The organism is Streptomyces sp. HNM0575, assembly GCF_012726265.1.
Taxonomy (GTDB): Bacteria; Actinomycetota; Actinomycetes; order Streptomycetales; family Streptomycetaceae; genus Streptomyces.
Window position 1 is genome coordinate 550,987 of the sequence record NZ_JAASAG010000001.1, and the last position, 26,455, is coordinate 577,441.

19 protein-coding genes are annotated in these 26,455 nt (G+C 73.3%); 13 read left to right on the top strand and 6 right to left on the bottom strand.

Going from position 1 to position 26,455, the window contains the following annotated elements; translation table 11 throughout:
• The first annotated feature begins 79 nt into the window (after positions 1–79).
• The 5 genes from HCC61_RS02245 to HCC61_RS02265 all read left to right on the top strand — a co-directional run bounded on the left by HCC61_RS02245 (position 80) and on the right by HCC61_RS02265 (position 8,015).
• On the top strand, positions 80–1,342 hold the full coding sequence (locus HCC61_RS02245; RefSeq protein WP_169133486.1) for an ROK family transcriptional regulator: 1,263 nt from the start codon (positions 80–82) through the stop codon (positions 1,340–1,342).
• Between the two features lie 242 nt (positions 1,343–1,584).
• Complete coding sequence (locus HCC61_RS02250; protein ID WP_346776981.1) at positions 1,585–2,358, top strand: hypothetical protein; 774 nt, start codon at positions 1,585–1,587, stop codon at positions 2,356–2,358.
• A gap of 20 nt (positions 2,359–2,378) precedes the next feature.
• Complete coding sequence (locus HCC61_RS02255; RefSeq protein WP_169133487.1) at positions 2,379–3,263, top strand: DegV family protein; 885 nt, start codon at positions 2,379–2,381, stop codon at positions 3,261–3,263.
• A 349-nt stretch (positions 3,264–3,612) separates the two neighbouring features.
• A complete protein-coding gene (locus HCC61_RS02260) occupies positions 3,613–4,854 on the top strand; it encodes a ComEA family DNA-binding protein (protein WP_346776982.1) in 1,242 nt (413 codons plus the stop codon).
• 20 nt (positions 4,855–4,874) lie between these two features.
• Positions 4,875–8,015, top strand: coding sequence for a ComEC/Rec2 family competence protein (locus tag HCC61_RS02265; RefSeq protein ID WP_240968351.1), 3,141 nt, complete (start codon positions 4,875–4,877; stop codon positions 8,013–8,015).
• A 137-nt stretch (positions 8,016–8,152) separates the two neighbouring features.
• On the opposite strand, the gene HCC61_RS02270 is transcribed toward HCC61_RS02265, so the two are convergent.
• Positions 8,153–8,401, bottom strand: a complete 249-nt coding sequence (locus HCC61_RS02270; RefSeq protein ID WP_169133488.1) for a hypothetical protein — start codon at positions 8,399–8,401, stop codon at positions 8,153–8,155.
• Positions 8,402–8,456: 55 nt separating this feature from the next.
• Here HCC61_RS02270 and holA point away from each other — a divergent pair, with 55 nt between their 5' ends.
• Positions 8,457–9,449, top strand: a complete 993-nt coding sequence (gene holA / locus HCC61_RS02275; protein WP_169133489.1) for a DNA polymerase III subunit delta — start codon at positions 8,457–8,459, stop codon at positions 9,447–9,449.
• A gap of 692 nt (positions 9,450–10,141) precedes the next feature.
• Here holA and rpsT read toward each other — a convergent pair.
• On the bottom strand, positions 10,142–10,408 hold the full coding sequence (gene rpsT / locus HCC61_RS30435) for a 30S ribosomal protein S20 (protein WP_169133490.1): 267 nt from the start codon (positions 10,406–10,408) through the stop codon (positions 10,142–10,144).
• Positions 10,409–10,805: 397 nt separating this feature from the next.
• Here rpsT and lepA point away from each other — a divergent pair, with 397 nt between their 5' ends.
• The 3 genes from lepA to HCC61_RS02295 all read left to right on the top strand — a co-directional run bounded on the left by lepA (position 10,806) and on the right by HCC61_RS02295 (position 17,497).
• Positions 10,806–12,683, top strand: a complete 1,878-nt coding sequence (lepA, locus tag HCC61_RS02285) for a translation elongation factor 4 (RefSeq protein ID WP_169133491.1) — start codon at positions 10,806–10,808, stop codon at positions 12,681–12,683.
• Positions 12,684–12,951: 268 nt separating this feature from the next.
• On the top strand, positions 12,952–14,871 hold the full coding sequence (locus HCC61_RS02290) for a long-chain fatty acid--CoA ligase (RefSeq protein WP_169133492.1): 1,920 nt from the start codon (positions 12,952–12,954) through the stop codon (positions 14,869–14,871).
• 559 nt (positions 14,872–15,430) lie between these two features.
• Positions 15,431–17,497 (top strand): SpoIIE family protein phosphatase, encoded by a 2,067-nt coding sequence (locus HCC61_RS02295; protein WP_346776983.1) that lies wholly within the window; start codon positions 15,431–15,433, stop codon positions 17,495–17,497.
• A 496-nt stretch (positions 17,498–17,993) separates the two neighbouring features.
• On the opposite strand, the gene hemW is transcribed toward HCC61_RS02295, so the two are convergent.
• The 3 genes from hemW to HCC61_RS02310 all read right to left on the bottom strand — a co-directional run bounded on the left by hemW (position 17,994) and on the right by HCC61_RS02310 (position 21,593).
• The gene (hemW, locus tag HCC61_RS02300; RefSeq protein WP_169133493.1) at positions 17,994–19,232 is read right to left on the bottom strand and encodes a radical SAM family heme chaperone HemW; all 1,239 of its coding nucleotides are present in this window, start codon (positions 19,230–19,232) and stop codon (positions 17,994–17,996) included.
• A gap of 505 nt (positions 19,233–19,737) precedes the next feature.
• A complete protein-coding gene (locus tag HCC61_RS02305; RefSeq protein WP_169133494.1) occupies positions 19,738–20,640 on the bottom strand; it encodes a DUF3097 domain-containing protein in 903 nt (300 codons plus the stop codon).
• An 11-nt stretch (positions 20,641–20,651) separates the two neighbouring features.
• Positions 20,652–21,593, bottom strand: a complete 942-nt coding sequence (locus HCC61_RS02310) for an MBL fold metallo-hydrolase (RefSeq protein WP_169133495.1) — start codon at positions 21,591–21,593, stop codon at positions 20,652–20,654.
• A gap of 271 nt (positions 21,594–21,864) precedes the next feature.
• Between HCC61_RS02310 and hrcA the strand changes: the two genes are divergently transcribed.
• Together hrcA and dnaJ are read left to right on the top strand one after the other, a co-directional pair.
• Positions 21,865–22,881 carry a heat-inducible transcriptional repressor HrcA gene (hrcA, locus tag HCC61_RS02315; protein ID WP_169133496.1) on the top strand — a complete coding sequence of 339 codons (1,017 nt, stop codon included), beginning with the start codon at positions 21,865–21,867 and terminating at the stop codon, positions 22,879–22,881.
• A complete protein-coding gene (gene dnaJ, locus HCC61_RS02320) occupies positions 22,882–24,018 on the top strand; it encodes a molecular chaperone DnaJ (RefSeq protein WP_169133497.1) in 1,137 nt (378 codons plus the stop codon).
• 89 nt (positions 24,019–24,107) lie between these two features.
• Here the strand turns inward: dnaJ and HCC61_RS31150 are convergent, their stop codons facing one another.
• Complete coding sequence (locus HCC61_RS31150; protein WP_277349008.1) at positions 24,108–24,236, bottom strand: hypothetical protein; 129 nt, start codon at positions 24,234–24,236, stop codon at positions 24,108–24,110.
• Between the two features lie 100 nt (positions 24,237–24,336).
• On the opposite strand from HCC61_RS31150, the gene HCC61_RS02325 reads away from it, so the two are divergent.
• Together HCC61_RS02325 and HCC61_RS02330 are read left to right on the top strand one after the other, a co-directional pair.
• On the top strand, positions 24,337–25,599 hold the full coding sequence (locus tag HCC61_RS02325) for a nitronate monooxygenase (RefSeq protein ID WP_169133498.1): 1,263 nt from the start codon (positions 24,337–24,339) through the stop codon (positions 25,597–25,599).
• A gap of 101 nt (positions 25,600–25,700) precedes the next feature.
• Positions 25,701–26,420, top strand: coding sequence for a 16S rRNA (uracil(1498)-N(3))-methyltransferase (locus tag HCC61_RS02330; protein ID WP_169133835.1), 720 nt, complete (start codon positions 25,701–25,703; stop codon positions 26,418–26,420).
• The last annotated feature ends 35 nt before the right edge of the window (positions 26,421–26,455 follow it).

Here is a 26,455-nt window from a genome sequence, read left to right on the forward strand (position 1 = left end):
GCAACGTAAAGAAGACTTCTTTTCAAATACAAGAGCCGGGCGCGGTGTTTTCTCGCGGACCGGTGAGAGGATGGCCGCCATGGCGACGAGGGCACCCGATGCGATGCGCGGCCCGACGAGCATGCGGCGTGCCAACGAGTGGGCCGTCCTGACCCGTCTTCACGACCAGGCCCCCGTCTCCGTACCGCAGTTGGCCGCCGACACCGGTCTCTCCCGTCCCACCGTCAACCTCGCGCTGGCCAACCTCCAGGACGGCGGGCTGGTGCGGCAGACCGGAGTGCGTTCGGGACAGGCCGGCCGCGCGGCCCGGCTCTGGGAGCCCGAGGCGCGCGCCGGCTGGATCGTGAGCGTCGACGTGGGGGTGCGCTGGACCAAGCTGGTGCTTGCGGACCTGGGCGGCGAGGTGGTGGCACGGGGCCGCGAGCGCTCCGAGGTCTCGGACTCCACCCGGCTGGTACGGCAGATCAGCCGTCTCGTCGACGGCCTGCTCGCGGAGCACGGCACGCCGCTCACGGACGTGCTGAGCATCGTGGTCGGCAGCCCCGGCGTCTTCGATCCGGCCACCCGCCGGGTCCGGCTCGCCTCCAACCTTCCCGGCTGGGACCGGCCCGCGATGGTGGCCCTGCTCGCGGAGGAGCTGGGGGACCGGGTGGTCTTCGAGAACGACATCGACCTCGCGGCGCTGGGCGAGCAGGCGGCCGGACTCGGCCGTGACGTACGGGACTTCGTCTACCTGTCTGTCGGCAGCGGCATCGGCATGGGCACCGTGATCGACGGGCGGCTGCACCGCGGGGCGCACGGCGCGGCCGGTGAGATCGCCTTCCTGCTGGTGGACGGGGCGACCGGTGCGGAGTCCTCCGGTGCGGAGCCGCCCGGTGCCGAAGCGGAACAGGACGGCGAGGCCCGGTGGACGCGCGGCGAGCTGGAGAGCGCAGCCGCCGCGGATGCCATCGTGGCCGCGGCGCGAAGCGCGGGCCTGGCAGGCGCGGAGTCGGCCGGCGACGTCTTCGCTGCCGCCCGGGCCGGTGACCCACGGGCCCGGGCGGCGGTGGCGCGCGAGACCGACCTGCTGGCACGGGCGCTCGTATCGGTCGTCGCGACCGTCGACCCCGAACTCGTGGTGCTCGGCGGAGGAGTCGGCGGTCACGCGGAGTTCCTGCTGGAACCGCTCCGCGAACGCCTCACCGAACTCGTACCGCTGCCGCTGCCCGAACTCGCGGTCTCCGCCGTCGGCGAGGAAGCGGCCGTCCTGGGCGGCATCGCCCACGCCCGGCAGATCGCCCACTCCAGCATCTTCGAGCGCTACTGCGGGAACGCGCCCGCGCCCGTCAACGGGTCGTGATGCGGCGGGCCGCGGCGGTATGACGCGGCGACGGCGGGGAGGGCCCCGGGGGCGACGGCTCCGGCCGCTCCGGTGGCGAGGGCCCGGCGGGGGAGCGCTCGCTCGGTGGGGAGGGCCCGGCGGTGGGGCCCGGCCCCTACGGGACGGGTCAGGGAGACGGCCGGGTTCTCCGGAACGTACGGCCCGGCGGGTCCGTTTACGCTGGAGGAAGACGGCTCGCGGACGGATGAAGGAGCTTGCTCGTGGAATTCGTCATCGGCGTCATGGCGCTGTTCTTCGTACTCTTCGTGACCCTCGGCGTCCTCGTCACGGTACGGACGGTGCGGGCGGTCCAGCGCGGAGTCGAGCGCACGGGCACCCAGGTCCGCCGTACGGTCGAGGAGACCGCGCTGCGCGCCCGCAGCGCCCAGCCCGGCACCGTCGGCGAACTGGCCCGCCGGCGGCTGGAGTTGCGCTCCTCCATCGAAGGCACACGCCGGGCCCTCGAGGCCGACCTCGCCCGGGACCCTTCACTCCAGGAGGCCCTCGGCCTGCTCAACCGTCTCCACGAGCACGCGCGGCAGCTCGACGGTGAGATGCAGCTGCTGATGGACAAGGAGCCGGACCGGGCGCGTACGGCCTCCCTCATGCCCGGGCTGCGGGCACGCGTCGCACGGATCAAGGAGTCCGCGGACTCCCTGCGCTTCGCGGCGCAGGACCGTGCCGGCCGGCACGACGCCGAAGGGCTCGACGCCCTGAGCGAGCAGATCGAGATCGAGGCGGGAGCCCTGCGCCACTGGGACGCCGGCGGGACGGGCACGTACGAACGCGGCGGACGCGGACGCGGCCTCGAGGGCGAGATCGGGCGTGAGGCCGAGCGCGAGATCTCGCGTGAGTGCGGCCGTGAGACGGGGCGCGGCATCGAGGGGGGCGAGGGCCGCGACCGCGGCGGCCGTACGGAGGCGGCTCCGCGCGGCGGCGACGCGCCACGCGATGCGCCCAAGATGAGGAAGGGCCGTCCGCAGAGCGCCGCCTGAGTCGGCGGTAGCCTCCCTTCATGTCCCGCACCACCTCCCGCACCACCTCTTCCCGGGCCTCGTCCTCCCAGGTCGCGATCGTCACCGACTCCACCGCCTACCTCCCGCCGTCCGCGCTGGCCCAGCACCGGATCGACGTGGTCCCGCTGACGGTGGTGCTCGGGGACAGGGCGCTCGAGGAGGGCACGGAGATCTCGGCGCGCTCGCTCGCCGAGGCGCTGCGCGAGCGCCGCGCCGTGACCACGTCCAGGCCCAGTCCGGCCGTCTTCGCGGAGCGTTACCGCGCGGCGGCGGAGGCGGGCGCGGACGGCGTCGTATCGCTCCATCTGTCCAGCGAGATCTCGGGGACCTACGACGCGGCGGTGCTGGCGGCGCGCGACGCTCCCGTGCCGGTGCGGGTCGTGGACAGCGGCGTGGTGGCCATGGCCCTGGGGTTCTGCGCTCTGGAGGCGGCCCGTACGGCCGAGGGCGGCGGTTCGCTGGAGGAGGCCGTGGCCGCGGCGGAGAAGCGGGCCGAGGGGATCTCCGCGTACTTCTACGTCGACACCCTCGACTACCTTCGCCGCGGCGGGCGCATCGGTGCGGCGCAGAAGCTCCTCGGATCGGCGCTGGCCGTCAAGCCGCTGCTGGAGCTGGCCGACGGGCGCATCGGGATGCTGGAGAAGGTGCGGACGGCGTCGAAGGCGATCGCGCGGCTGGAGGAGATCGTCGTGGAGCGCGCGGGAGACGCGAACGTCGACATCGCGGTGCATCATCTCGCCGCGCAGGAGCGTGCCGACCAGCTCGCGGAGCACCTGCGTGAACGGGTGCCGGGGCTGGGGGAGTTGCATGTGAGCGAGGTCGGTGCGGTGATCGGTGCGCATACGGGGCCGGGGCTGCTGGGCACGGTCGTATCGCTGAAGTGAGCGACGGGGATATCCACAACTGAGCGGTTGTCCACGGAAATTCAGCAAGATCACTTCAGGGGCCGGGCCGTCTCTACCGTCGTTCGGCATGAGCACCCGATCCCGCCTCGTCTCCTTCCGTGCCGCGCCCTCCCGCGCTCCTTCCCGCCGGGCTTCCTCCCGTGCGGGCTTCTCCCGTACGGCCTCCTCGCGAGCCGACCCTTCGCGAGCGATCTCGTCGCCGCACCGGGCTGAGGCCAGGCGTCATCGCCGGAGATCCGGCAGGCCGCCGGGCCGTCCCCCGACGGTGGCGCGTGGGCGCCGGGCGGCGCCCCGTGCAGGTCCGGAGGGGCAGGGCGGTGCGCCGTCCGTGCCCGGTGAGCGTGCGGCGGTGCTGCTCGATGACGGTTACTTGCCGGGCGGTGGCGCCGAGCCGTCCGGTGATGAGACCTCGGCCTGGGGCGGAGGCGAGAGCGGGGGAGGAAGCGATGCCGGGGGAGGAGGTGAGGCCGGGGGCGGTGCCGACGCCGAGACCGGGGACGGTGCCGACGGCCTCGGACCACTCGGTTCCGGAGGGCCGCCGGACGCCGGCCGCGGCCCGTCCGGGGCGGGGGTGCTGCCGCGTGCCGCCGCCGTGGCCAGCGCCAGGGCTGCCGTACGGAGGGGGCGGGAGCGCCGTGCCGCGGCGCGGGAGACGTATGCGGCGTGGGAGGCGCACACGGTGCGCGAGGCGCGGACGGTCCCCGAGGGTGTCCCGGTGTACGAGGGGCCTGGGACGGATCGGGCTGCCGCTCCGCCTGCCGGGTACGGGGACGGCGAGCGAGCCGGGGGCTGCGCAAGGGAGTCCGGACCGCTCGCGAGGAGTGAGCGGACGAGGCTCGCCCTGTGGGAACGGCTGCCGCTGTGGGTGCAGTTGCGCTGCGGCATCGAGCCGAGGACGCTGCTCGCGCTCGCTGTCGTGCTCGTCGTCGCCGTCGGATTCGCGGTTCACCACTTCTGGACGGGGCGCCCGGAGACCGTGCGGGCCCCGGCGGTGGAGTCGGCGGCCGAGGGCTCCGGCGGGGAGCCCGCCGCTGCGGGCCGTACGCCGGGGGCGGGGCACGCCGCCGCTCAACTCCCGGGCAAGCGGCTGGTGGTGGACGTCGGCGGCAAGGTGCGCAAGCCGGGCGTCTACAAGTTGGCGAACGGCGCGAGGGTCGCCGACGCGCTGAGAGCCGCGGGCGGCGTACGTCCCGGCACGGACCTCAGCGGTCTGAACCGGGCCCGGCGCATCGTCGACGGCGAGCAGATCGTCGCGGGAGGCCCGGCGGGCGCGGGCGCGGCGTCGGGGAGCGGCGCCCGGCCAGGAGCGAAGGGCGGCGGAGGCGCGGGTCCGGACGACGGCGCGGCTGCGGCCGGGGCGGCCGGTGCCCCGCCAGGCGGGCCGGTCAGCCTCAGCTCGGCCACGGCGGCGCAGTTGGAGACGCTTCCGGGCGTCGGCCCGGTGCTCGCCCAGCACATCGTGGAGTACCGGGAGGAGCACGGCGGTTTCACATCGGTCGACCAGCTCAAGGAGGTCGACGGCATCGGCGACGGCCGCTTCGCCGACATCGAGCCGAAGGTGGGCCCGTGAGCGGTGGAGGGCCGCCCGCCATGGACGGTTCCCGTGGCACGGGGCAGGCCGCGAGCGCCGCCGGTGCGACGGCGGAGGAAGCCGCGGGAGACGCACCGGCGACGGCCGCCGGGCCGACCGGCGCCGGAGCCCCGACGCGGGAGGAGACGGCCGACCTGCGGCTCGTGCCGCTGGCGCTGGCCGCGTGGGCGGGTGCCGCGCTGGCGCTGGGCGTGACGGGGCGGGCGGCCGTGGCGGGGATCGCCGCGTGTGCGTCGGCTGCGGCCGGTCTGCTCGTACGGGCGGGAGCCGGGCGCCGGCGGTCGCGCTCCGGGCGGCCGGGGTCCGGGCAGCAGGGGTCCGCGTCGGGGCACCAGGGCTCAGCGCCCGCGTGGCAACGCTCACCGTCCGGGCGGCGGGGGTCCGGCTGCCTGGGGTTTGCGTCGGGGCATCAGGGCTCGGCGTCCGCGTGGCAACGGTCGCGCTCCGGGCCGCAGGGGTCCGGGCGGCGGGGGTCCGGGCAGCAGGGGTCCGGGCGACGGGGGTCCGGGCAGCAGGGGTCTGCGTCGGGGCATCAGGGCTCGGCGCCCGCGTGGCAACGCTCACCGTCCGGGCGGCGGGGGTCTCCGTCCCGTTCGGAGGCGCGGGCGGCGGCGCCGCGACCCGGAGCGCGTACCGGCCGGCGTACCGGCGGCGTGCGTCCCGGTCTGCTCGTCACGACCGCGGCGGCGCTGCTGTGCGCGGCGGCGGGCGCCACCGTGGCGGCGCTGCACGCGGCAGATCTGCGGCGTGGGCCGTTGCCGCACCTCGCGGAGCAACACGCCACGGCGACCGTGGAGTTGACCGTCACGGAGGACCCGCGGCGGACCCGGCCGCAGGTGCGAGGCGCTCGCCAGACGCCGGGTGCGCTGCTCTTCCGCGCCGAGGTCACCCACGTCACCGCGCGGGCCTCGTCCGTCTCCGGCCCCGGTCGCGGTGGTCGCGGCTTTCCCGGCGACCGGGATCACGCGGGGCTCGTGGACCGTGCCGTACGTGCGCCGGTGCTCGTCGTCGTACAGCAGCGGGACGGGCCGCCGCCGGCGCGCTGGCAGCGGCTGCTGCCCTCCACCGGTCTGAGGTCGGAAGCCCGGCTCGCGTCACCCCTGCGCACGGGATACGGACAGGACATCGCGGCGGTGGTGCGGCTGCGGGCCGACGGGCCGCCACCCGTCGTCCGGGGGCCGACGGCCCTCCAGCGAGGGGCGGGCGCTCTCCGCGCGGGGCTGCGGGAAGCGACCCGCGGCCTCGACGGGGACGCGCGCGGTCTGCTGCCGGGCCTCGTAGTGGGAGACACCTCCCGGCTGCGCCCCGATCTCGAACAGGCCTTCCGCGCCACGGACATGATGCATCTGCTCGCGGTCAGCGGTGCCAATCTCACGATCATGCTGGCCGTGCTCATCGGGCCGCCGGGGACGGCCCATCTCGCCGAGCGGCGCGGCCTCGCCCCGAGGCTGGGCGTCCCACTGCGCGCCACGGCCGCGCTCGGCGCGCTGCTGACCCTCGCGTTCGTCGTCGTGTGCCGTCCCGACCCGAGCGTCATACGGGCTGCGGCGTGCGGACTGATCACGCTCCTCGCCCTCGTCACGGGGCGCAGGCGCTCGCTGCTGCCGGCGCTGTCCGCCGCGGTGCTGCTGCTCGTGCTGTACGACCCGTGGCTCGCGCTCGACTTCGGCTTTCTGCTGTCGGTGCTCGCCACCGGCGCACTGCTCACGCTCGCACCGCGCTGGAGCGCGGCCCTGCGCCGCAGGGGCGTCAACGGACGTCTCGCGGAGGCGTTGGCCGCCGCCGGCGCGGCGCAGGTCGTGTGCGCTCCGGTGGTGGTCGTGCTGGCGTCGCACGTGAGCCTCGTGGCCGTGCCGTGCAATCTGCTCGCGGAGTTCGCGGTGGCTCCCGCGACAGTGCTGGGCTTCGCGGCCCTGGCGGCAGCGCCGTTCGCGATACCGCTCGCCGAGTCCCTTGCGTGGCTGGCGAGTTGGCCCGCGGAGGGCGTCGCGCTGCTGGGCCGCACCGGAGCGGGGCTTCCGGGCGCGGAGATCGGCTGGCCCGGCGGCTGGGCGGGCGCGCTGCTCCTCGTCGCGCTCACGGTCGCGATGCTGCTGCTGGCCCGGATCACCCGGCTGTCCGCGCTGCTCGCACGTCCGTGGCTATGTGCCGCGTGCGCGCTGCTCCTGCTGCTCGCCCTGGTCCGACCGGTGCCGCTCGTACGGCCGTTGACGGGCTGGCCGCCCTCGGGCTGGCGGCTCGTGGCGTGCGACGTGGGACAGGGCGACGCGCTGGCGCTCGCCACGGGCAGGCCGCACACGGCGGTCGTCGTCGACGCGGGCCCGGACCCGCAGGCAGTCGACCGGTGTCTGCGCACCCTCGGTGTCGACTCCGTACCGCTGCTCGTGCTGACGCACTTCCACGCGGACCATGTCGCCGGGCTTCCGGGCGTGCTGAAGGGGCGCAGCGTCGGGGCGATCCAGACGACGACGCTCCAAGAGCCGCCGGGACAGGCGGAGTTCGTGCGCCGTACGGCCGGACGGGCCGGGATTCCCGTGACCGGCGCCATGGCGGGCGAGCGGCGCCGTGCGGGGGAGCTTTCCTGGCAGGCGCTGTGGCCGGGTCCGCCGGGAGCCGCCGGGTCCGCGGAGCGGCCGGAGGGGCCCAACGACGCGAGCGTCACGCTGCTCTTCCACACGGGCGGCATGTCGCTGCTGCTGCCGGGGGATCTCGAACCGGACGCACAGAGCGGCCTGTTGAGCGCCTACCCGGCGCTGCCGTCCGTGGACGTGCTGAAGGTCCCCCACCATGGTTCCGCCTACCAGGACGCCCGGCTGCTGGAGCGGCTGCGTCCGCGCATCGCCCTGATCAGCTGTGGCGCGGACAATCCGTACGGGCATCCCGCGCCGCGTACGGTGGCCGCGCTGCGTGCCCTGGGCGCCGTCGTCCGCCGCACCGACCGGCACGGCGCGCTGGCGGTCACGGGCAGCGGGCACCCCGGCGCCCGAGCACGTCCCGGGGAAGCGAACGGGACCGGTGCGGCGCAGGACGGCCCAGCCGTGGTGAGCGAGCGCACGGCGCCCGTCGGCGGCCCCGCCCGTGCCGGTCCCGCACCGACCGGTCCCGTACCGACCGGCCCCGCTTCCGGCGAACCTCCGTGATCCGCCTGCCCGCCTGACCCGCCGGAGCGGTCCGACCGCCGGAGCCGTCCGAGCTGCCTGAAAGGGCGTGACCAGCGTGAAGGCCTGCCCCGCCTAACCCGCCTGCCCCGCCTGTCTGTTGTCCTCCGGGCGGCCGGTCAGTCCCGCTCCAGCCAGCCGTCGTACTCTCCCGCGAGTGCGTCCAGCAGCTCCGGGTCGTAGCGCGCCTCCGGGCTCTCCAGGACCACCAGCCACTGCGCGTCCTCGGCGTCGTCCTCACCGGCGAGCGCCTCGCGCACCAACTGCGGCTCCGCATGGGGCCCTTCGAAGCGCTGCGCCAACTCCTCGGCGACCTCCTCGGCCGCGTCGCGGTCGGGCAGCACCAGGATGTGTCGTACGTCCGTCACACCGGCATTCTGCGCCAGGCGGAGGTGTCGGTGCGGCGTGGGATGCTGGTCGGCGATGGCTGGTACGCGGAAGAAGACGACGACGGACGACCCGCTGGCTCCCGTCACCCTCGCGGTGGGGCAGGAGGAGCTGCTGCTGGAGCGGGCGGTGCGGCAGGTGACCGACGCCGCGCGTGCGGCCGACCCGGACACCGATGTGCGCGAGCTTGCCGCCGCGGACCTTCAGCCGGGCACGCTGGACGAGTTGACCAGTCCGTCCCTCTTCGCCGAGCGCAAGGTCGTCGCGGTCCACGACTCCCAGGATCTGTCCGCGGATTCGGTCAAGGACGTGAAGTCGTATCTCGGCGCCCCGGCCGAGGAGATCACGCTGGTGCTGCTGCACGCCGGCGGCGCCAAGGGCAAGGGGCTGCTCGACGCGGCACGCAAGGCAGGCGCACGAGAGGTCGCCTGCGCCAAGCTCACCAAGCCGGCAGACCGACTGGCGTTCGTGCGGGGCGAGTTCCGGGGGCTCGGCCGCTCGGCGACGCCGGAGGCGTGCCAGGCCCTCGTCGACGCGGTCGGCAGCGATCTGCGGGAGCTGTCCTCCGCCTGCTCACAGCTGGTGTCGGACGTCGAGGGCACCATCGACGACGCCGTCGTCGCGCGTTACTACACGGGCAGGGCCGAGGCCTCCGGCTTCGCGGTCGCCGACCGCGCGGTGGAGGGGCGTGCTGCTGAAGCGCTGGAGACGCTGCGCTGGGCGATGTCCACGGGCGTCGCCCCGGTGCTGATCACCAGCGCCCTGGCGCAGGGTGTACGCAGCATCGGCAAGCTCGCCTCCGCGCCCCGCGGCATGCGCCCCGGCGACCTCGCGCGCGAACTGGGCATGCCGCCATGGAAGATCGACAGGGTCCGGCAGCAGATGCGGGGCTGGTCCGCGGACGGCGTCTCCTCGGCGCTGCGCGCGGTCGCGGCGGCCGACGAGGCGGTCAAGGGCGGCGGCGACGACCCGGAGTACGCGCTGGAGCGGGCCGTGATCGCCGTGGCGCAGGCGGCCCGTTCTCGCTGAGGGGACGCGGGGCATGCTGCCGCGCTGCGAACGAACGGCCCGGCGCAGCCCGCCCGTTCGCGTCCGTTCGCGTCCGCGTTCGTACCTGACTGTCTCCCGCCGACCGACCCGGCGCCCGACTCGGCGACGGCGGTGCGGTCCCGCGGCCGTACGTCGTGAGTTCGTAAGCGGAGGCTGTACGCCGGAGGCGGGCGTCGCGAAGTGCCAGCGTCGGCCCGGCAACCAGCCAGCCCCGGGGACAGCCGTCCCCGCCGCGTCCGTCCAGGCCCGCACCCGGCCAACACCGGCCCACCCGCGCCCACATGCGCTGACACCGCTGACAGCCGCCCGCACCCGTACACCGAAACCGCCCGCACCCGCACGCCCAAGGCGCCCACGCCCGCCCCCACACCGAATCCGCCTACACCCACGCACACCGAAGGCCCCGCGGTCGCTGGGGAAAGCGTGGCGGGGCCTTCGTCGTCCGGTGTTGCTGTGAGCGATCGCGAAGCGATCTCCCGCGCCGCACCCGCGTGGCGAACGCAGGCCGCGTGCGGCGCGTGGTCCACGGCGTGAGAGGTCACGCCGTGAGGCAGCGCAGCCGGTACGGAACGGAGTGAGAGGGCCCGTGGGACCCGCACCGGCAAAGGGGCGGTCAGCCCTGAGGGACGCCCCGGGAGGGAGCCCCCGAGGGTCGGCCCTTGAGGCCAGGGTCAGCCCTTGAGGCTGAGGACGCGCTTGGCGAGCGCGGACTTCTTGTTGGCCGCGTTGTTCTTGTGCAGCACGCCCTTGCTGACGGCCTTGTCGAGCTTGCGGCCGGCGGCGCGCTGCGCCTCGTCGGCCTTCGCCTCGTCGCCGGCGGCGACCGCCTCGTGAGTGCGGCGGATCGCCGTCTTGATCTCCGACTTGACCGACTTGTTGCGCAGCCGCGCCTTCTCGTTGGTCCTGATCCGCTTGATCTGGGACTTGATGTTCGCCACGAAAAAGAGCCTTTACGGGTTCGGTGATGGTGCCTTCCGTGCCGTCGTGAGCTTCCGCCCGAGCTTCTGCCGTGGGGCTTCCGCTGCCGGCGCCCGGCGCCGGTCTCGTACCGGCCCGTCGGCGGTGTGGTCCCGGTCCGTTCCCGTCCGGGAGGCCGCGGAGCGCACGAGGCACAGTCGGTCAGGCTACCAGCAGGCCCCGTGGCCTCCCAATCCGGTCCGCATCGCCCGCGCATGGGACCATGGGGGCTGCGTATTCGTACGAGAGCTTCCCGAAGTGCCTCCGGAAGAGCCTTCCGAAGGACCCTCCCGGCGCCTCACGCAGGCCCTCGCCGGTGAGGCCCTTCGCGGCCGGGGCCTTCCCGCCGACCCGACGACAGACCCGACAGGACACTGAGTGCCCGCGACCCCTTCGAACGTGCCGGAGCCGAGCCGCACCGACCCGGCGCTGATCCGTAACTTCTGCATCATCGCGCACATCGACCACGGCAAGTCGACGCTCGCCGACCGGATGCTCCAGCTGACCGGCATCGTCGAGGACCGGCTGATGCGCGCCCAGTACCTCGACCGCATGGACATCGAGCGTGAGCGCGGCATCACGATCAAGTCGCAGGCCGTACGCATGCCCTGGGCCCCCAAGGAGGCCCGGGAGACCCCGTACATCCTGAACATGATCGACACCCCGGGCCACGTCGACTTCACCTACGAGGTCTCCCGCTCCCTCGCCGCCTGCGAGGGGTGCATCCTGCTGGTCGACGCCGCGCAGGGGATCGAGGCGCAGACCCTCGCCAACCTCTATCTGGCGATGGAGCACGATCTCACCATCATCCCGGTGCTGAACAAGATCGATCTGCCGGCCGCCCAGCCGGAGAAGTTCGCCGCGGAACTGGCGCATCTCATCGGCTGCGAGGTGGAGGACGTGCTGAAGGTCTCCGCGAAGACCGGCGAGGGCGTCGAGGACCTGCTCGACGAGGTGGTCCGGCAGGTGCCCCAGCCCGTCGGCGTCGCCGAGGCCCCCGCCCGCGCGATGATCTTCGACTCGGTGTACGACGCGTACCGCGGCGTCGTCACGTACATCAAGGTCGTCGACGGCCGCCTCGGCAGGCGCGAGCGCATCAGGATGATGTCCACGGGCGCCACCCACGAGCTGCTGGAGATCGGCACCAACTCACCGGAGATGACGGCCGCCGACGGTCTCGCGGTCGGCGAGGTCGGCTATCTGATCACCGGTGTGAAGGACGTGCGCCAGTCCAAGGTCGGCGACACCGTGACGAGTCTCACCAAGGGCGCCGAGGAGGAGCTGCCCGGCTACAAGGACCCGAAGCCGATGGTCTTCTCCGGGCTGTATCCGCTGGACGGCTCCGACTACCCCGAGCTGCGCGACGCCCTGGACAAGCTCCAGCTCAACGACGCGGCGCTGACGTACGAGCCGGAGAACTCCGTGGCGCTCGGCTTCGGCTTCCGCGTGGGCTTCCTCGGGCTGCTGCACCTGGAGGTCATCCGGGCCCGTCTGGAGCGGGAGTTCGGCCTCGATCTGATCGCCACCGCGCCCAACGTCGTCTACCGCGTGGAGATGGAGGACGGCACGGAGCACACCGTCACCAATCCCAGCGAGTTCCCCACCGGCAAGATCGACCAGGTCCACGAGCCGGTCGTACGGGCCACGCTCATCGCGCCCAGTGAATTCGTCGGCGCGATCATGGAGTTGTGCCAGTCGCGGCGCGGCGCGCTCCAGGGCATGGACTACCTCTCCGAGGACCGCGTGGAGCTGCGCTACACCCTGCCGCTCGCCGAGATCGTCTTCGACTTCTTCGACGCCCTGAAGTCCCGTACGCGCGGCTACGCCTCGCTGGACTACGAGCCCACGGGCGAGCAGAGCGCGGACCTGGTGAAGGTCGACATCCTGCTCCAGGGCGACCAGGTGGACGCGTTCTCGGCGATCGTCCACAAGGACAAGGCGTACTCGTACGGCTCCCGCATGGCGAACAAGCTGCGCGAGCTCATTCCGCGGCAGCAGTTCGAGGTGCCCATCCAGGCGGCGATCGGGGCGCGGATCATCGCCCGCGAGACCGTGCGCGCGATCCGCAAGGACGTGCTCGCGAAGTGCTACGGCGGTGACATCTCGCGTAAGCGGAAGCTGCTGGAGAAGCAGAAGGAAGGCAAGAAGCGGATGAAGGTCGTCGGCCGCGTCGAGGTGCCGCAGGAGGCGTTCATCGCCGCACTGTCCACCGATGGCGGCGGCACCGGGGCCGACGGCGCCAAAGCCAGGAAATGAAAAATAACGAAAGGGCTACTTGAGCGGCCCTGAAAAGATTCAGAAACAGGGTGAGACGGGTCGTTCGCGGCCCGTCTCTCTGTGTTTCCTGGGGAGCCTGTGACGATCGCGAGGTGATCGGGGGGTTCCGGGCGACGACCCCCTTACGTTGGGAAGCAACGGCCTCTAGGCTGGCCGCTGCTTCTAGTTACTCGTGAGTCAACAAGCACTCACCCCCACCCCACGCAAATCACACCGACCAATAAGGTGCGGGCCAGCGGAGGATGTCGTGAGCGACACACAACCCCTTATCGAAAACCGGCCGCCCTCCGTGGCGACACTCTTCCTGGAAAGGGTCGAGGCCACCCCGGACGCCGAGGCCTACCGCTATCCGGTGCCGTCCGCCGCCGGCGAGGGCCCGGACGACTGGCGCAGCTACACCTGGGGACAGGCCGCTCAGCGCGTCTTCGGCATAGCTGCCGGACTGATCACCCTCGGCGTCGTGCCCGAGGAGCGGGTGGCCATCGCCTCCAGCACCCGGGTCGACTGGATCCTGGCCGACCTCGGAATCCTGTGCGCGGGCGCCGCCACCACCACCGTCTACCCGAGCACCAACGTCGAGGAGACCGCCTACATCCTCGCCGACTCCGACAGCCGCGTACTGATCGCGGAGGACGTCGAGCAGCTGGAGAAGGTGCGCCAGCGCCGAGCGGAGCTGCCCGGTCTCAAGCACGTGGTGCTCATCGACGCCGGCCCGGAGACCGAGACCGGCTCCCCCGCCGGCACGGGCCCGGAGCACGGCGACCCCGACGGCTGGGTGATCAGCCTCGCCGAGCTGACCAGGCGCGGCAGCGACCATCTGCTGGAGGACTCCGAGGCGGTCAAGAACAGGGTGGCGGCGCTGCGTTCGGACCAGCTCGCCACGCTCATCTACACCTCGGGCACCACCGGCAAGCCCAAGGGCGTCCGGCTGCCGCACGACTGCTGGGCGTACATGGCGAAGGCCATCTCGCAGTCGGGCCTGGTGACGAACGAGGACGTGCAGTACCTGTGGCTGCCGCTGGCCCACGTCTTCGGCAAGGTCCTCACCGCGGGGCAGATCGAGGTCGGCCACGTGACCGCCGTCGACGGCCGCATCGACAAGATCATCGAGAATCTGCCGGTCGTGCAGCCGACGTACATGGCCGCCGTGCCCCGCATCTTCGAGAAGGTCTACAACGGCGTCGCCAACAAGGCGAAGGCCGGGGGCGCCGCCAAGTACAAGATCTTCCAGTGGGCGGCGGGTGTCGCCCGCGAGTACGCCAAGGTCACGCAGGAGAACTTCCGCCGTACGGGCAACGCCACCGCGCCCGCGGGCCTGAAGGCCAAGCACGCGGTCGCCGACCGGCTCGTCTACGCCAAGCTCCGCGAGGCCTTCGGCGGACGGCTGCGCGCCTGTGTCTCCGGCTCGGCCGCGCTGGCACCCGACATCGGCTACTTCTTCGCCGGCGCCGGCATCCACATCCTGGAGGGCTACGGGCTCACCGAGTCCTCCGCCGCGAGCTTCGTCAACCCGGCCGAGGCATACCGCACCGGCACCGTCGGCAAGCCGCTCGCCGGCACCGAGGTCCGGATCGCCGACGACGGGGAGATCCTGCTGCGCGGTCCCGGGATCATGGAGGGCTACCACGGGCTGCCGGAGAAGACGGCCGAAGTCCTGGAGTCCGACGGCTGGTTCCACACCGGTGACATCGGCGAGCTGTCGGAGGACGGCTACCTGCGGATCACCGACCGCAAGAAGGACCTGATCAAGACCTCGGGCGGCAAGTACATCGCGCCCGCCGAGGTCGAGGGCCAGTTCAAGGCCCTGTGCCCGTACGTCTCCAACATCCTGGTGCACGGCGCCGACCGCAACTTCTGCACGGCGCTCATCGCGCTGGACGAGCCGAGCCTCACCGCGTGGGCGGAGGAGCAGGAGACGCTGAAGGGCAAGCCGTACCCGGACGTCGTCACCAGCGACGAGGTGCGGCAGATGGTCGACGGCTACGTCGAGGAGCTGAACGGCACGCTCCAGCGCTGGCAGACCATCAAGAAGTTCCGCGTCCTGCCGCGCGACCTGGACATCGAGCACGGCGAGCTGACGCCCAGCCTCAAGCTCAAGAGGCCTGTGGTGGAGCGGGAGTTCGGGCACCTCATCGAGGAGATGTACGCGGGGACGCGCGAAGGCTGAGCCCCCGGCGGCCCGTCGGTGGCTTCCTCGGACGCGGACACGGATACCCACAGGGTCGAGGTCCGCGGTCCGCGTCCGAGGCCGAAGCTCACGAAGGCCCGTGCGGCACGTCTGCGTGCCGCACGGGCCTTCGGCTTGGGGCCGCCGGGCGCCATGTGATCGCTGTCCCTCAGCAGTTGATCCGAGCCGCGACTGCGCAAGCGCTTCCACTGCGTGTACGGAGCCCGTCCACACGTCCTGGCCACGGCTCGCAGAATCCGTGGCCACTTGCGGCCACGGCACACGGCGCCCGCGACCACGGCCGCCCGGCCGGTGAACCGGCCCTCGTACGGGGCGCGATGAGGGCGCACAGAGGGCCGCGGGGCGCACGGAGCGCTGGTCCCCTGGTGGGGGACGGGCGTACGCTCCCCGCCCGTGCCGCCGCGGGACGCCTCACGGACGCTCGGACGCCTCATCACTCACGCGCGTGCCGTCTCGTCGGTTTTCGTCACCGGATGCATATGGATCAGCTCAGTCTGTCACCCTTGCGTTAGTCCCGTGGGGAGCAATCGGACAAGTGGTGGGGGCACGCACTGTGGGGACGTCGACGACGTGGTGGGGGGAAGTCCTCGAAGTGGTGGACGAGACCGCCGGTGGCACAGCCGACGACGGAGCTGGAGACCGGGCGGGAGACGGAGCGGACCGCGGGGCGCGCGGCGCCGCGGGATCCGCGGGATCCGCCGTGGTGCGGGCGTCGTTGGCGGGGAACGCGCGGGCGCCCTCCGCGGCACGCGACTTCGTGCGTACGGCGCTGCGCGACTGGGAGGTTCCGTCCGCCACCACGGACGATGTGACGCTGCTGGCAAGCGAGTTGGTGACGAACGCCGTCGTGCACGCGGGCACGTCGGTGCGCCTGGAGTGCCGGCACGAGGGCGGTGCCATCGCCTTCGAGGCCGCGGACGGGCACCCGACCCGCGCCGTGGACACGGTCGGCGCGGGGGAGGACGCGGACGCCGCCGGCGACGGGCCTCCCGGTGCCCGCAGGCGTCAGGGGCTGCGGCTGGTCGCCGCTCTCGCCGGAGAGTGGGGCGTCACCTACCGGCGGGACGGCAAGACGGTCTGGTTCCGGCTTCCGAGCCGCTCCGGGGAGCCGCCACGGGCGCCTTTGCCCCCCTCCGCGGACCTCGTCCCGGGCCCGGATGCGGGCGGTGTACGGGCGGAGGCACGGGCGGACGTGCCGGAGGCCGCTTCCGGTCCCGAGGAGCCCGGGACGCCCGGAGATCCCGGAACACGCGGAGAGCCCGGAACGCCCGGTGAGCCGGGGACGCCCGAGGAGCCCGCGACGCCCGGTCCCGGCGGCGGCCTCACCGGCAGCCTCGCCCCCGAGCAGCGTTCCGCCGGGGTCGTACGCCCGCACGACCCCGACTGGACCGCCCGCGGCATCCTCTCCTTCCTCGCCGAGGCCTCCGACCTGCTCGCCGGACAGACCGACGAGGACCGAGTCGCCTCCCTGGCCTGCCAGTTGCTCGTGCCACGGTTCGCAGACTGGTGCGCCGTGTGGCTCGCCGACCCCGACACGGGCGCACCGCTGCGCCTCTCCCGCGTATGGCACACGCAGGAGGAGCGGATGGACGAGCTGCGTGCCGAACTGACCAGGACACCGCCGGAGTTCGACGGCCGCACCCCGCGCGGCAGGGCCGTCCCGTGGACCTGGCCCGGCAAGGCGTCCGCGTACGGTCCGGGCGGCGCGGCGGCCGGCTGCCCGCTCGTCGTCGGCGGACGGAACGTGGGCGCGCTGGTCATCGGACGGGCGGGACTGGTCCGCATCCCCGGCGAAGTCGTAGGCATCGTCGAGGACTTCGCGCGGCGCGTGGCCCAGGCCGTGCTCTCCGCCCGCCGCTACACGCGGCAGGCCACCATCAGCCGGGTGCTCCAGCGCGGGCTGCTGCCGTCCGGCGACGTCGCCGTGCCGGGGGTGGAGACGGCCGTCGTCTACGAACCGGCCGGCGAGGGCTCCTGGGCGGGCGGCGACTTCTACGACTTCTTCGAAGGGCCGGACGGGCGCTGGCGGTTCGCGCTCGGAGACGTGTGCGGCAACGGCCCCGAGGCCGCCGTCGTGACCGGTCTCGCCCGCCCCGTGCTGCGGCTGCTGGCCCGCGAGGGCCACGGCGTCACCGAGGTCATGGACCGGCTCAACCGCGAGGTGGGCGAGCAGACCCGCTTTCTGACCATGATCTACGGCGAGTTGACGCCGCGGCCCGCGTCCGAGGGCGGCGGCAGCCTCTGCACGCTGGTGTGCGCCGGGCATCCGCTGCCCCTGGTGCGTGACGTGTCGGGGAAGGTACGGGCGGCGGCCGAGCCCCAACTCCTCCTCGGCGTCGAGGAGAACGTCCGCTACGGGAGCCAGAGCGTCGTACTGGAGCCCGGGGAGACGCTGCTGTGCGTCACCGACGGAGTCACCGAACGCCGCAGCGGGCAGCGGCAGTTCGACGACGAGGACGGTCTCGCGGCCGTGCTCGCCGACTGCGGCGGCCTCGACGCGGCACAGACGGCGGAACGGATCCGCCGCGCGGTCCACGCGTTCGGCGCCGGAGCGGCGGCGGACGACCTGGCACTGCTGGTGCTCCAGGCGACGGGCGGCGGCTGAGCGCGCCGGGGCGCTGCCGCGCCCGGCATGCCGCTTACGGTGCGGCGCCGTACGGCTCGGCTGCCGTGCGGCGCTCAATTGCCGTAGGTGTCAGGGTGGTTGGTGCGCGGTGGTTGGCGGCGCGGATGACGGCGTGCCGGGTATGCCGCTTGCGGTGCTGTCGTGTTCGTACGGTTCGGCTGCCGTACGGCGCTCGACTGCCGTAGGTGTCACGGTGGTTGGCGCGCGGCGCGCGGTGTTTGGCGGTTGCGGGGACGCCGTGCCAAGCGTGCCGCTTACGGTGCTGTCGTGTTCGTACGGTTCGGCTGCCGTGCGGCGGTCAACTGCCATAGGTGTCACGGTGGTTGGCGCTCGGTGCGCGGTGTTTGGCGGCGCGGGTGGCGTCGTGCCGGGTATGCCGCTTGCGGTGCTGTTGTGGCCGTACGGCGGTCAATTGCCGTAGGTGTCACGGTGGTTGGTGCGCGGCGCTGGGCGGTTGCGGGACGGTTCGGTGGGCTCAGTCGACGAGGTCGCGGACGACCGCGTCCGCCAGCAGACGGCCGCGCAGCGTCAGCACCGCACGGCCCTCCTCGTACGGGCCCGGCTCCAGGAGACCGTCGGCTAGTGCGCGGCGGGACGCGGCCGCGCCGTCGGGCGTCAGCAGGCCGAGCGGGCAGCCGGTCGCGAGGCGCAGTTCCAGCAGGATGCGTTCGACGCGCCTGTCCTCGGCCGTGAGCACCTCGCGGCCCGCGCCGGGGGAGCGGCCCTCGGCGAGGGCCTGCGCGTAGGCGGCCGGATGCTTCACGTTCCACCAGCGGACCCCGCCCGCGTGGGAGTGCGCTCCCGGTCCGGCGCCCCACCAGTCGGCTCCCGTCCAGTACAGCTCGTTGTGGCGGCAGCGGGCCGAACCGTCCGAGGCCGACGCCCAGTTGGAGACCTCGTACCAGGTCATCCCGGCCGCCGTCAGCAGCTCGTCCGCGATGAGGTAGCGGTCCGCGTGCACGTCGTCGTCCGTCGGGGGCACCTCGCCGCGGCGGATGCGGCGGGCGAGCTGAGTGCCCTCCTCGACGATCAGCGCGTACGCCGAGACGTGGTCCGGGCCCGCGGCGAGCGCGCTCTCCAGCGAGGCGCGCCAGTCGTCGTCGCTCTCGCCGGGGGTGCCGTAGATCAGGTCGAGGTTGACGTGTGCGAAACCGGCGGCCCGCGCCTCCGCCACGCACGCCTCGGGACGGCCGGGCGTGTGGGTGCGGTCCAGTACGCGCAGCACGTGCGGGCGTGCGCTCTGCATGCCGAACGAGATCCGGTTGAACCCGGCCTCGCGCAGCCGTTCCAGGTACCGGGGGCCGACCGATTCGGGATTGGCCTCGGTGGTCACCTCCGCGTCCGCCGCCAGCCCGAACTCGTCGCGTACGGCCGCGAGCATCGCCCCCAGGTCCTCGGGAGGCAGCAGCGTGGGGGTGCCGCCGCCGACGAAGACCGTGGCGGCGGGGCGCGGGTCGTCGCCGAGCACCTTGCGTGCGAGCCGGATCTCGTCGCTCAGGGTGGCCGCGTAGTTCTCCCGCGAGGCGAGTACGCCGCCGGAGCCGCGCAGCTCGGCCGACGTGTAGGTGTTGAAGTCGCAGTAGCCGCAACGGGTCGCGCAGTACGGCACGTGCAGGTAGAAGCCGAGCGGACGCGACTCGCGGCCCACGAGGGCGTGGGGCGGCAGCGCGCCGCTTTCGGGCACGGGCTCGCCGTCGGGCAGTGCGGAGGGCATGCGTCCCATTGTCCGCGATGCGGTGGGCGCCTCACGGCGCCGGGCTTCGGGCGGCCGGTGTGTGCGGCTGCCGCCGCGGGGCAGGGCGTGAGCGTACGTCTCCGGCCTTCCCGTGCGCTTGCACCCAGTGCTCAGGCCCGCAGCGGCTGCCCGACGCGGCCTGCGTGGTCTCCGCGTACGGGCGGGCGGGAGACATGCCCGTACGGCCCGTCGTTCGTCCCTCTGGCACCCGGCGGTGAGGGAGGCGCTGCTTGTGTGCGGGGCACGGTCGTGCCGGCTGGGCACCGGGGATTGCGCCGCCCCGGCCCCGCCGGGCGCACGTTGGCTCGTGCGGACGGACCCGGCATGCACCCCGGGCCTGTGCGGAACTGCGGCCCGGGCGGCGACGGCTGCCCCGCATGGTGCGGAGCCACAGCGGGTGTCCCGGGGCGAGTCCGCCGCAGCGTGCGGCGGTTCCGTATCCCGGGTCCGCCGTCGGCCGCCGCCTCTGCGTCCCCGCTGGCCCTTACGAGAAGCCCACCGTCACGTGGTCGATGAGCCGTTCCACGCGGCCCAGCAGTTCCGGTTCCAGGTCCCGGTAGTCGCGTACGCCGCGAAGGATCCGCTGCCAGGCCGCGCCCGTGTTCTCGGGCCAGCCCAGGGCGCGGCACACGCCCGTCTTCCAGTCCTGCCCGTGAGGCACCTTCGGCCAGGCGTCGATTCCGGCAGAGGAGGGCTTCACGGCCTCCCAGATGTCGATGTACGGGTGGCCGACCACCAGTACGTGCTCGTCCGTGACCTCCGCCGCGATGCGGGACTCCTTGGAGCCCGGCACGAGATGGTCGACGAGCACACCCAGGCGGGCGTCCGGGCCCGGCCCGAAGTCCCGTACGACGGCGGGGAGATCGTCGACGCCCTCCAGGTATTCGACGACGACACCTTCGATGCGGAGGTCGTCGCCCCAGACCTTCTCGACGAGTTCGGCGTCGTGCCGCCCCTCCACATAGATGCGGCCCGCGCGTGCCACGCGCGCCCGCGCGCCGGGGACGGCGATGGAGCCGGACGCCGTGCGCCGCGCGGTCCCCGTCCCGGTCCCGATGGCTGCCGCGGCTCCGGCCGCTCCGGAGCCCGGTCCGGAGGCGGAGTCCGCTCCGGCGCTGGGAGCCCCCGTCCCCGGCCGTACGAGCGTGACCGTCCTCCCCTCCAGCAGGAACCCGCCGGGCTCCATCGGGAAGACGCGGTGCTTGCCGAAGCGGTCCTCCAGGGTGACCGTGGGCCCCTCGGCGGTCTTCTCCGTACGGATCACCGCTCCGCAGAAGCCGGTGGTGATCTCCTCCACCACCAGATCGGCCTCGGCGGGCACCTCGGGCACCGGCCGCCGCCGCTTCCAGGGCGGGGTCAGATCGGGGTCGTAAGAACGGCTGCGCATGGCGGCATTCTTCACGACGTTCCGAACCGGCGTGCCAGGACGTCCCGTTGGGCGCGTACGAAATCTGCGCCGACTACGGCACCGTGGCCCGGCACGTACAGCGCGTCCTCGCCGCCGAGCGCCAGCAGCCGGTCCAGGGCGTCCGGCCAGCGCGCGGGGCTCGCGTCGGGACCGGCCTGCGGCTCCCCGGACTCCTCGACGAGATCGCCGCAGAAGACGACCCGGCGGTCCCGACGGGCCCGGCCGTCCCGCCTGGCCCCGGCCCCGGCCCCGGCCTCAGCCCCGTCACCGTCACCAGGCCCCCCGTCCCCACGGCCCCCGTCCACGATCACCGCCAGGTCGTAGGCGCTGTGCGCCGCCCCCATGTTCACCAGCCGCACCGTGCGCTCCCCGAGGGTCAGCGTCAGCTCCTCCGATACGCCGTGCCGCGGCGGTACGAGCCGGGCCGCAGACTCCTCCGCCCGCTCGCCGGCCATCCCGTGCCGTACCGCGTCCTGCCGCAACTCCTCGCGTGCGCCCGCGAGATGGGCGGCCAGGCCCTGCGCCCCGTACACATGGGCACCCTCGAAGGCGGCCGTGCCGAGGACGTGGTCGAAGTGGGAGTGGGTGAGCACGGCGTGCGTCACCGGGCGCCCGAAGAGGCCGCGGAGACCGTCGCGGATCCGGGTGCCCTCCTCGACGCCCGAGCCGGTGTCGACGACGAGCACGCCCGACGAGCCGCGCACCGCACCGACCGTCGCGTCCCAGTGGGGCAGCCTGCGCCGTACGACTCCGGGCGCGAGGTCCTCCCACAGGCTCTCGCCCTCGCCGTCACCCTCGCCGTCACCTTCACCGTCACCTTGGTCGGCGCCCTCGACGGCGCCCTCGCGGTCCTCCGGCCGGTCGCCCACGGGGCGCCCGCCTTCCCCGGCGAACCCGCCGAATCCGCCGTGTCCGTCGCTGTTCCCGCCCATGCGAAGACGTTACTGGGACGTACCGCCGCATCGCGCCCCCGCGATACGGTCGGTGCTTACGGCTCTTGCCCACGCCATGGCAACCGGCCGTACACTTAGCCAGCGGGATCTGGCACTCCATCGGCGAGAGTGCCAGGGAGACGCCGGAGACGCGAGAGGTTCCGGAGACGCCGGGGACGACGGGGAAGCGAGACCCGTCGGCGCCCACGTGGCGCAGGCCGCAGGCGCACGGGCGCGGGCAGGGCGGACAAGACCGGACGGGAGGTGCGCGATGCTGAGCGAACGCAGGCTCGAGGTGCTGCGCGCGATCGTTCAGGACTATGTCGGCACGGAGGAGCCCGTCGGCTCCAAGGCGCTCACCGAGCGGCACAATCTCCAGGTCTCCCCGGCCACGGTGCGCAACGACATGTCGGCCCTCGAAGAGGAGGGCTACATCGCGCAGCCGCACACGAGCGCCGGGCGCATCCCCACCGACAAGGGGTACAGGCTGTTCGTCGACAAGCTGGCGGGCGTCAAGCCGCTGTCGTCTCCCGAGCGCCGCGCGATCCAGAACTTCCTGGAGGGCGCCGTCGACCTCGACGACGTCGTGGGGCGCACGGTGCGGCTGCTGGCGCAGCTGACCCGTCAGGTCGCCGTCGTGCAGTACCCGTCGCTGACGCGCTCGACGGTGCGTCATGTGGAGCTGCTCTCCCTCGCGCCCGCCCGTCTGATGCTGGTGCTGATCACCGACACCGGCCGGGTCGAGCAGCGGCTCATCGACTGCCAGTCGCCCATCGGCGACTCGGCGCTGGCGGATCTGCGGGCGCGGCTCAACAGCCGTGTGGTGGGCGAGCGCTTCACGGAGGTGCCGTCCCTCGTGCAGGACCTGCCGGACGCCTTCGAGGGCGACGACCGCGGCACGGTCTCGACGGTGCTCGCGACCCTGCTGGAGACCCTTGTCGAGGAGACCGAGGAGCGGCTGATCATCGGCGGCACCTCCAACCTCACCCGCTTCGGCCACGACTTCCCGCTCACCATCCGGCCCGTACTGGAGGCGCTGGAGGAGCAGGTCGTGCTGCTGAAGCTGCTCGGGGAGGCGAAGGACCCGGGCATGACGGTACGAATCGGGCATGAGAACGTCCACGAAGGACTGAGTTCCACATCGGTGGTTTCGGTCGGCTACGGTTCGGGCGACGAAGCAGTCGCCAAGCTCGGCGTGGTCGGACCGACCCGCATGGACTACCCCGGAACGATGGGAGCGGTACGCGCAGTGGCACGGTACGTCGGACAGATCCTCGCGGAGTCGTAAGTGGCGACGGACTACTACGCGGTCCTCGGCGTGCAGCGCGACGCCTCGCAGGACGACATCAAGAAGGCCTTCCGCAGGCTTGCGCGCGAGCTGCATCCTGACGTCAATCCCGACCCGAAGACGCAGGAGCGGTTCAAGGAGATCAACACCGCCTACGAGATCCTCTCCGACCCGCAGAAGAAGCAGGTCTACGACCTCGGCGGCGACCCGGCGGCCGGTGCCGGCGGCGGAGCGGGCGGCTTCGGCGGAGCCGGTGGCTTCGGCAACTTCTCCGACATCATGGACGCCTTCTTCGGCACCGCCTCGCAGCGCGGCCCGAGGTCCCGTACGCGGCGCGGCCAGGACGCCATGATCCGGCTCGACATCGAGCTGGACGAGTCCGCGTTCGGCACGACGAAGGACATCCAGGTCGACACGGCCATCGTCTGCAACACCTGCAACGGGGAGGGCGCGGCGCCCGGCACCTCGGCGCAGACCTGCGACATGTGCCGCGGCAGGGGAGAGGTCTCCCAGGTCACGCGCTCCTTCCTGGGGCAGGTCATGACGTCGCGTCCCTGCCCGCAGTGCCAGGGCTTCGGCACGGTCGTGCCCACGCCCTGCCCGGAGTGCGCGGGCGACGGGCGCGTCCGCTCGCGGCGCAGCCTGACGGTGAAGATCCCCGCCGGTGTCGACAACGGCACCCGCATCCAGCTCGCGGGCGAGGGCGAGGTCGGCCCCGGCGGCGGCCCCGCCGGCGACCTGTACGTGGAGATCCACGAGACCCAGCATCCGACCTTCCAGCGCCGCGGCGACGACCTGCACTGCACGGTCACCATCCCGATGACGGCCGCCGCGCTCGGCACGAAGGTGCCGCTGGAGACGCTGGACGGCATGGAGGAGGTCGACATCAGACCGGGCACTCAGTCCGGGCAGTCGATCCCGCTGCACGAGCGCGGCGTCACGCATCTGCGGGGCGGTGGACGCGGGCAGCTGATCGTCCACGTGGAGGTGACGACGCCGTCCAGCCTGGAGCCGGAGCAGGAGGAGTTGCTGCGGCGGCTCGCGGAGATGCGGGGTGAGGAGCGGCCGACGGGGCAGTTCCAGCCCGGCCAGCAGGGGCTGTTCTCGCGGCTGAAGGACGCGTTCAACGGCCGCTGAGCGATGGGGAGTCGAGCCGTGCCGGCGTGCCGCCGGGGCCGGGCCGATGCTCCGGCTGCTTCCCCCGGTGAGGCTCCCGTTGATGCCGCTCAGGCCGGGGATTCGCTGAACGTGCCGCCCGGCTCCGCCTGTTGTGCGGGGCCGGGCAGCGGTCCGGTCCGTACGGCGGTCCCCGTACGTACGGCCACGGGCCCTGTCGGATCCGTGGCGTCCGTCATGACGGCCGATCCGCTCCCCTGACCCCGTCCGTCCCGTCCCCGCCCGAGCCAGGGCTGGTCCGGACCCGGGCGCCCGTACGCCGCGTGACAGGATGTGCACATGCCCTCCGCGCCGATCCCGCTCTCCGACCTCACGGAGCATCCGATTGTGCAGGCCCCCATGGCGGGCGGGCCTTCATGTCCGGAACTGGCCGGTGCCGTCAGCGAGTCGGGCGGGCTGGGCTTCCTCGCCGCCGGCTACAAGACGCCCGAGGCGATGTACGAGGAGATCAAGCAGCTCCGCGGGCAGACCCAACGCCCCTTCGGCGTCAATCTGTTCATGCCGCACCCCGACAACGCCGACAGAGGGGCGCTGGAGCGCTACCGCGCACAGCTCGCGGGCGAGGCGATGTGGTACGAGACGGAGCTGGGTGAGACGGACCACGCCACCGACGACGCCTACGAGGCCAAGCTCGCCATACTCTTCGACGACCCCGTGCCCGTCGTCTCGTTCACCTTCGGCTGCCCGACGCGGCAGGTGCTGGAGCGGTTCACCAAGCGCGGCACGTACACGGTCGTCACGGTCACCTCCGCCGGCGAGGCGGAGACCGCCGAGTTCCTCGGGGCGGACGCGGTGTGCGTGCAGGGGATCGAGGCCGGCGGCCACCAGAGCACCCATCGCGACGATCCGCAGGAGGACGGCACCAGCAGCGGTCTCGCGCTGCTTCCGCTGCTGACGCAGGTCAAGGAGTCGGTGCGGCTGCCGGTCGTCGCCGCAGGCGGGATGATGCGCGGCAAGCAGGTCGCGGCGGTGCTGGCGGCGGGCGCGACGGCGGCGCAGCTGGGCACGGCGTTCCTGGTGTGCCCCGAGTCGGGGGCGGACCTGCTGCACAAGCAGGCGATGACCAACCCCCTTTTCGCGCGTACGGAGTTGACCCGCGCCTTCACCGGGCGGCCGGCGCGTGCGCTGGTCAACCGCTTCCTGCGCGAGCACGGCCGGTACGCTCCCGCCGCGTATCCGCAGGTGCACCATCTGACCGCCGGGGTGCGCAAGGCCGCGGCCAAGGCGAAGGACCCGCAGGGCATGGCGCTGTGGGCGGGCCAGGGCCACCGGCTCGCCCGTGATCTGCCGGCGGCGCAGCTGATGGACGTGCTGGTCACGGAGCTGGCGATGGCACGCGAGCGGCTCGCCAAGTTCGCGGGCCCGGGGCAGGTGCACGGGGCGGGCCTGGGCGGCGACAGCGGTACGGCCGGTGCGGGTTCCGGCGCGGGGTCCGGCGCGGGTCCCGCTGCCGGTTCCGGGGCGGCTTCGGGGAGCGGTACGGGCGCGACGGGCGGCGCGGGCGGCGCGGGCGGCGCAAGCGGCTCGGGCGGCTCCGCGTGACCGCTCCCGTCTTCCTGGCGGACCCGGCCCGGCTCGCGGAAGTGGCGCGGCGGCACGGCTCCCGAAGCGGCGGCGGCACGGACCCGGACCCGGACCCGGAAGTGGACGGAGCTTCCGGGAGCGGTGGCCGCACGGTCGTACTCGAAGGTCCCGAGGGGCGCCACGCGGTGTCCGTGCGCCGGATGCGCCCGGGCGAGGACGTCGTGCTCACCGACGGCGCCGGCACCGGCGCGTACGGCACGGTCGAGGCCGTCTCGGGCAAGGACCGCCTGGAGGTGGCCGTCACATCCGTACGCACGGAACCGGAGCCACGGCCCCGCATCACCGTCGTACAGGCGCTCCCGAAGGGCGACCGGGGCGAACTCGCCGTGGAGACGATGACGGAGACCGGGGCGGACGTCGTCGTGCCCTGGGCGGCGGCCCGTTGCGTGACGCAGTGGCGGGGCGAGCGCGGTCAGAAGTCGCTCGCCAAGTGGCGCTCCACGGCACGCGAGGCGGGCAAGCAGTCGCGGCGGCTGCGCTTTCCCGAGGTCGCCGGGCTCGCCTCCACGGCGGACGTGGCCGGTCTGCTGCGGGACGCGGAACTGGGCGTCGTACTCCACGAGGAGGGCGCCCTGCCGCTGGCCACGGCCGAACTGCCGCGCGACGGCGGCATCGTGGTCGTCGTCGGCCCCGAAGGCGGCGTCTCCCCGGAGGAGTCGGAGATCTTCGCCGGTGCGGGCGCGCGGGCTTGCAGGCTCGGGCCGAGCGTGCTGCGTACGTCTACGGCGGGCACGGCGGCGACGGCGCTGCTGCTGGGGCGTACGGGACGCTGGGACTGACGCGAGGCACGACTGACGCACGGCACGACCGACGC

Excerpts from the sequence above, each read along its gene's own strand:
- holA (WP_169133489.1), top strand. The coding sequence starts at position 8,457 with ATGGCTGGTACGCGGAAGAAGACGACGACGGACGACCCGCTGGCTCCC.
- HCC61_RS02265 (WP_240968351.1), top strand. The coding sequence starts at position 4,875 with ATGGACGGTTCCCGTGGCACGGGGCAGGCCGCGAGCGCCGCCGGTGCG.
- hemW (WP_169133493.1), bottom strand. The coding sequence starts at position 19,232 with ATGCCCTCCGCACTGCCCGACGGCGAGCCCGTGCCCGAAAGCGGCGCG.
- HCC61_RS31150 (WP_277349008.1), bottom strand. The coding sequence starts at position 24,236 with ATGACGGACGCCACGGATCCGACAGGGCCCGTGGCCGTACGTACGGGG.
- HCC61_RS02325 (WP_169133498.1), top strand. The coding sequence starts at position 24,337 with ATGCCCTCCGCGCCGATCCCGCTCTCCGACCTCACGGAGCATCCGATT.
- hrcA (WP_169133496.1), top strand. The coding sequence starts at position 21,865 with ATGCTGAGCGAACGCAGGCTCGAGGTGCTGCGCGCGATCGTTCAGGAC.
- HCC61_RS02245 (WP_169133486.1), top strand. The coding sequence starts at position 80 with ATGGCGACGAGGGCACCCGATGCGATGCGCGGCCCGACGAGCATGCGG.
- HCC61_RS02305 (WP_169133494.1), bottom strand. The coding sequence starts at position 20,640 with ATGCGCAGCCGTTCTTACGACCCCGATCTGACCCCGCCCTGGAAGCGG.
- HCC61_RS02255 (WP_169133487.1), top strand. The coding sequence starts at position 2,379 with ATGTCCCGCACCACCTCCCGCACCACCTCTTCCCGGGCCTCGTCCTCC.
- HCC61_RS02310 (WP_169133495.1), bottom strand. The coding sequence starts at position 21,593 with ATGGGCGGGAACAGCGACGGACACGGCGGATTCGGCGGGTTCGCCGGG.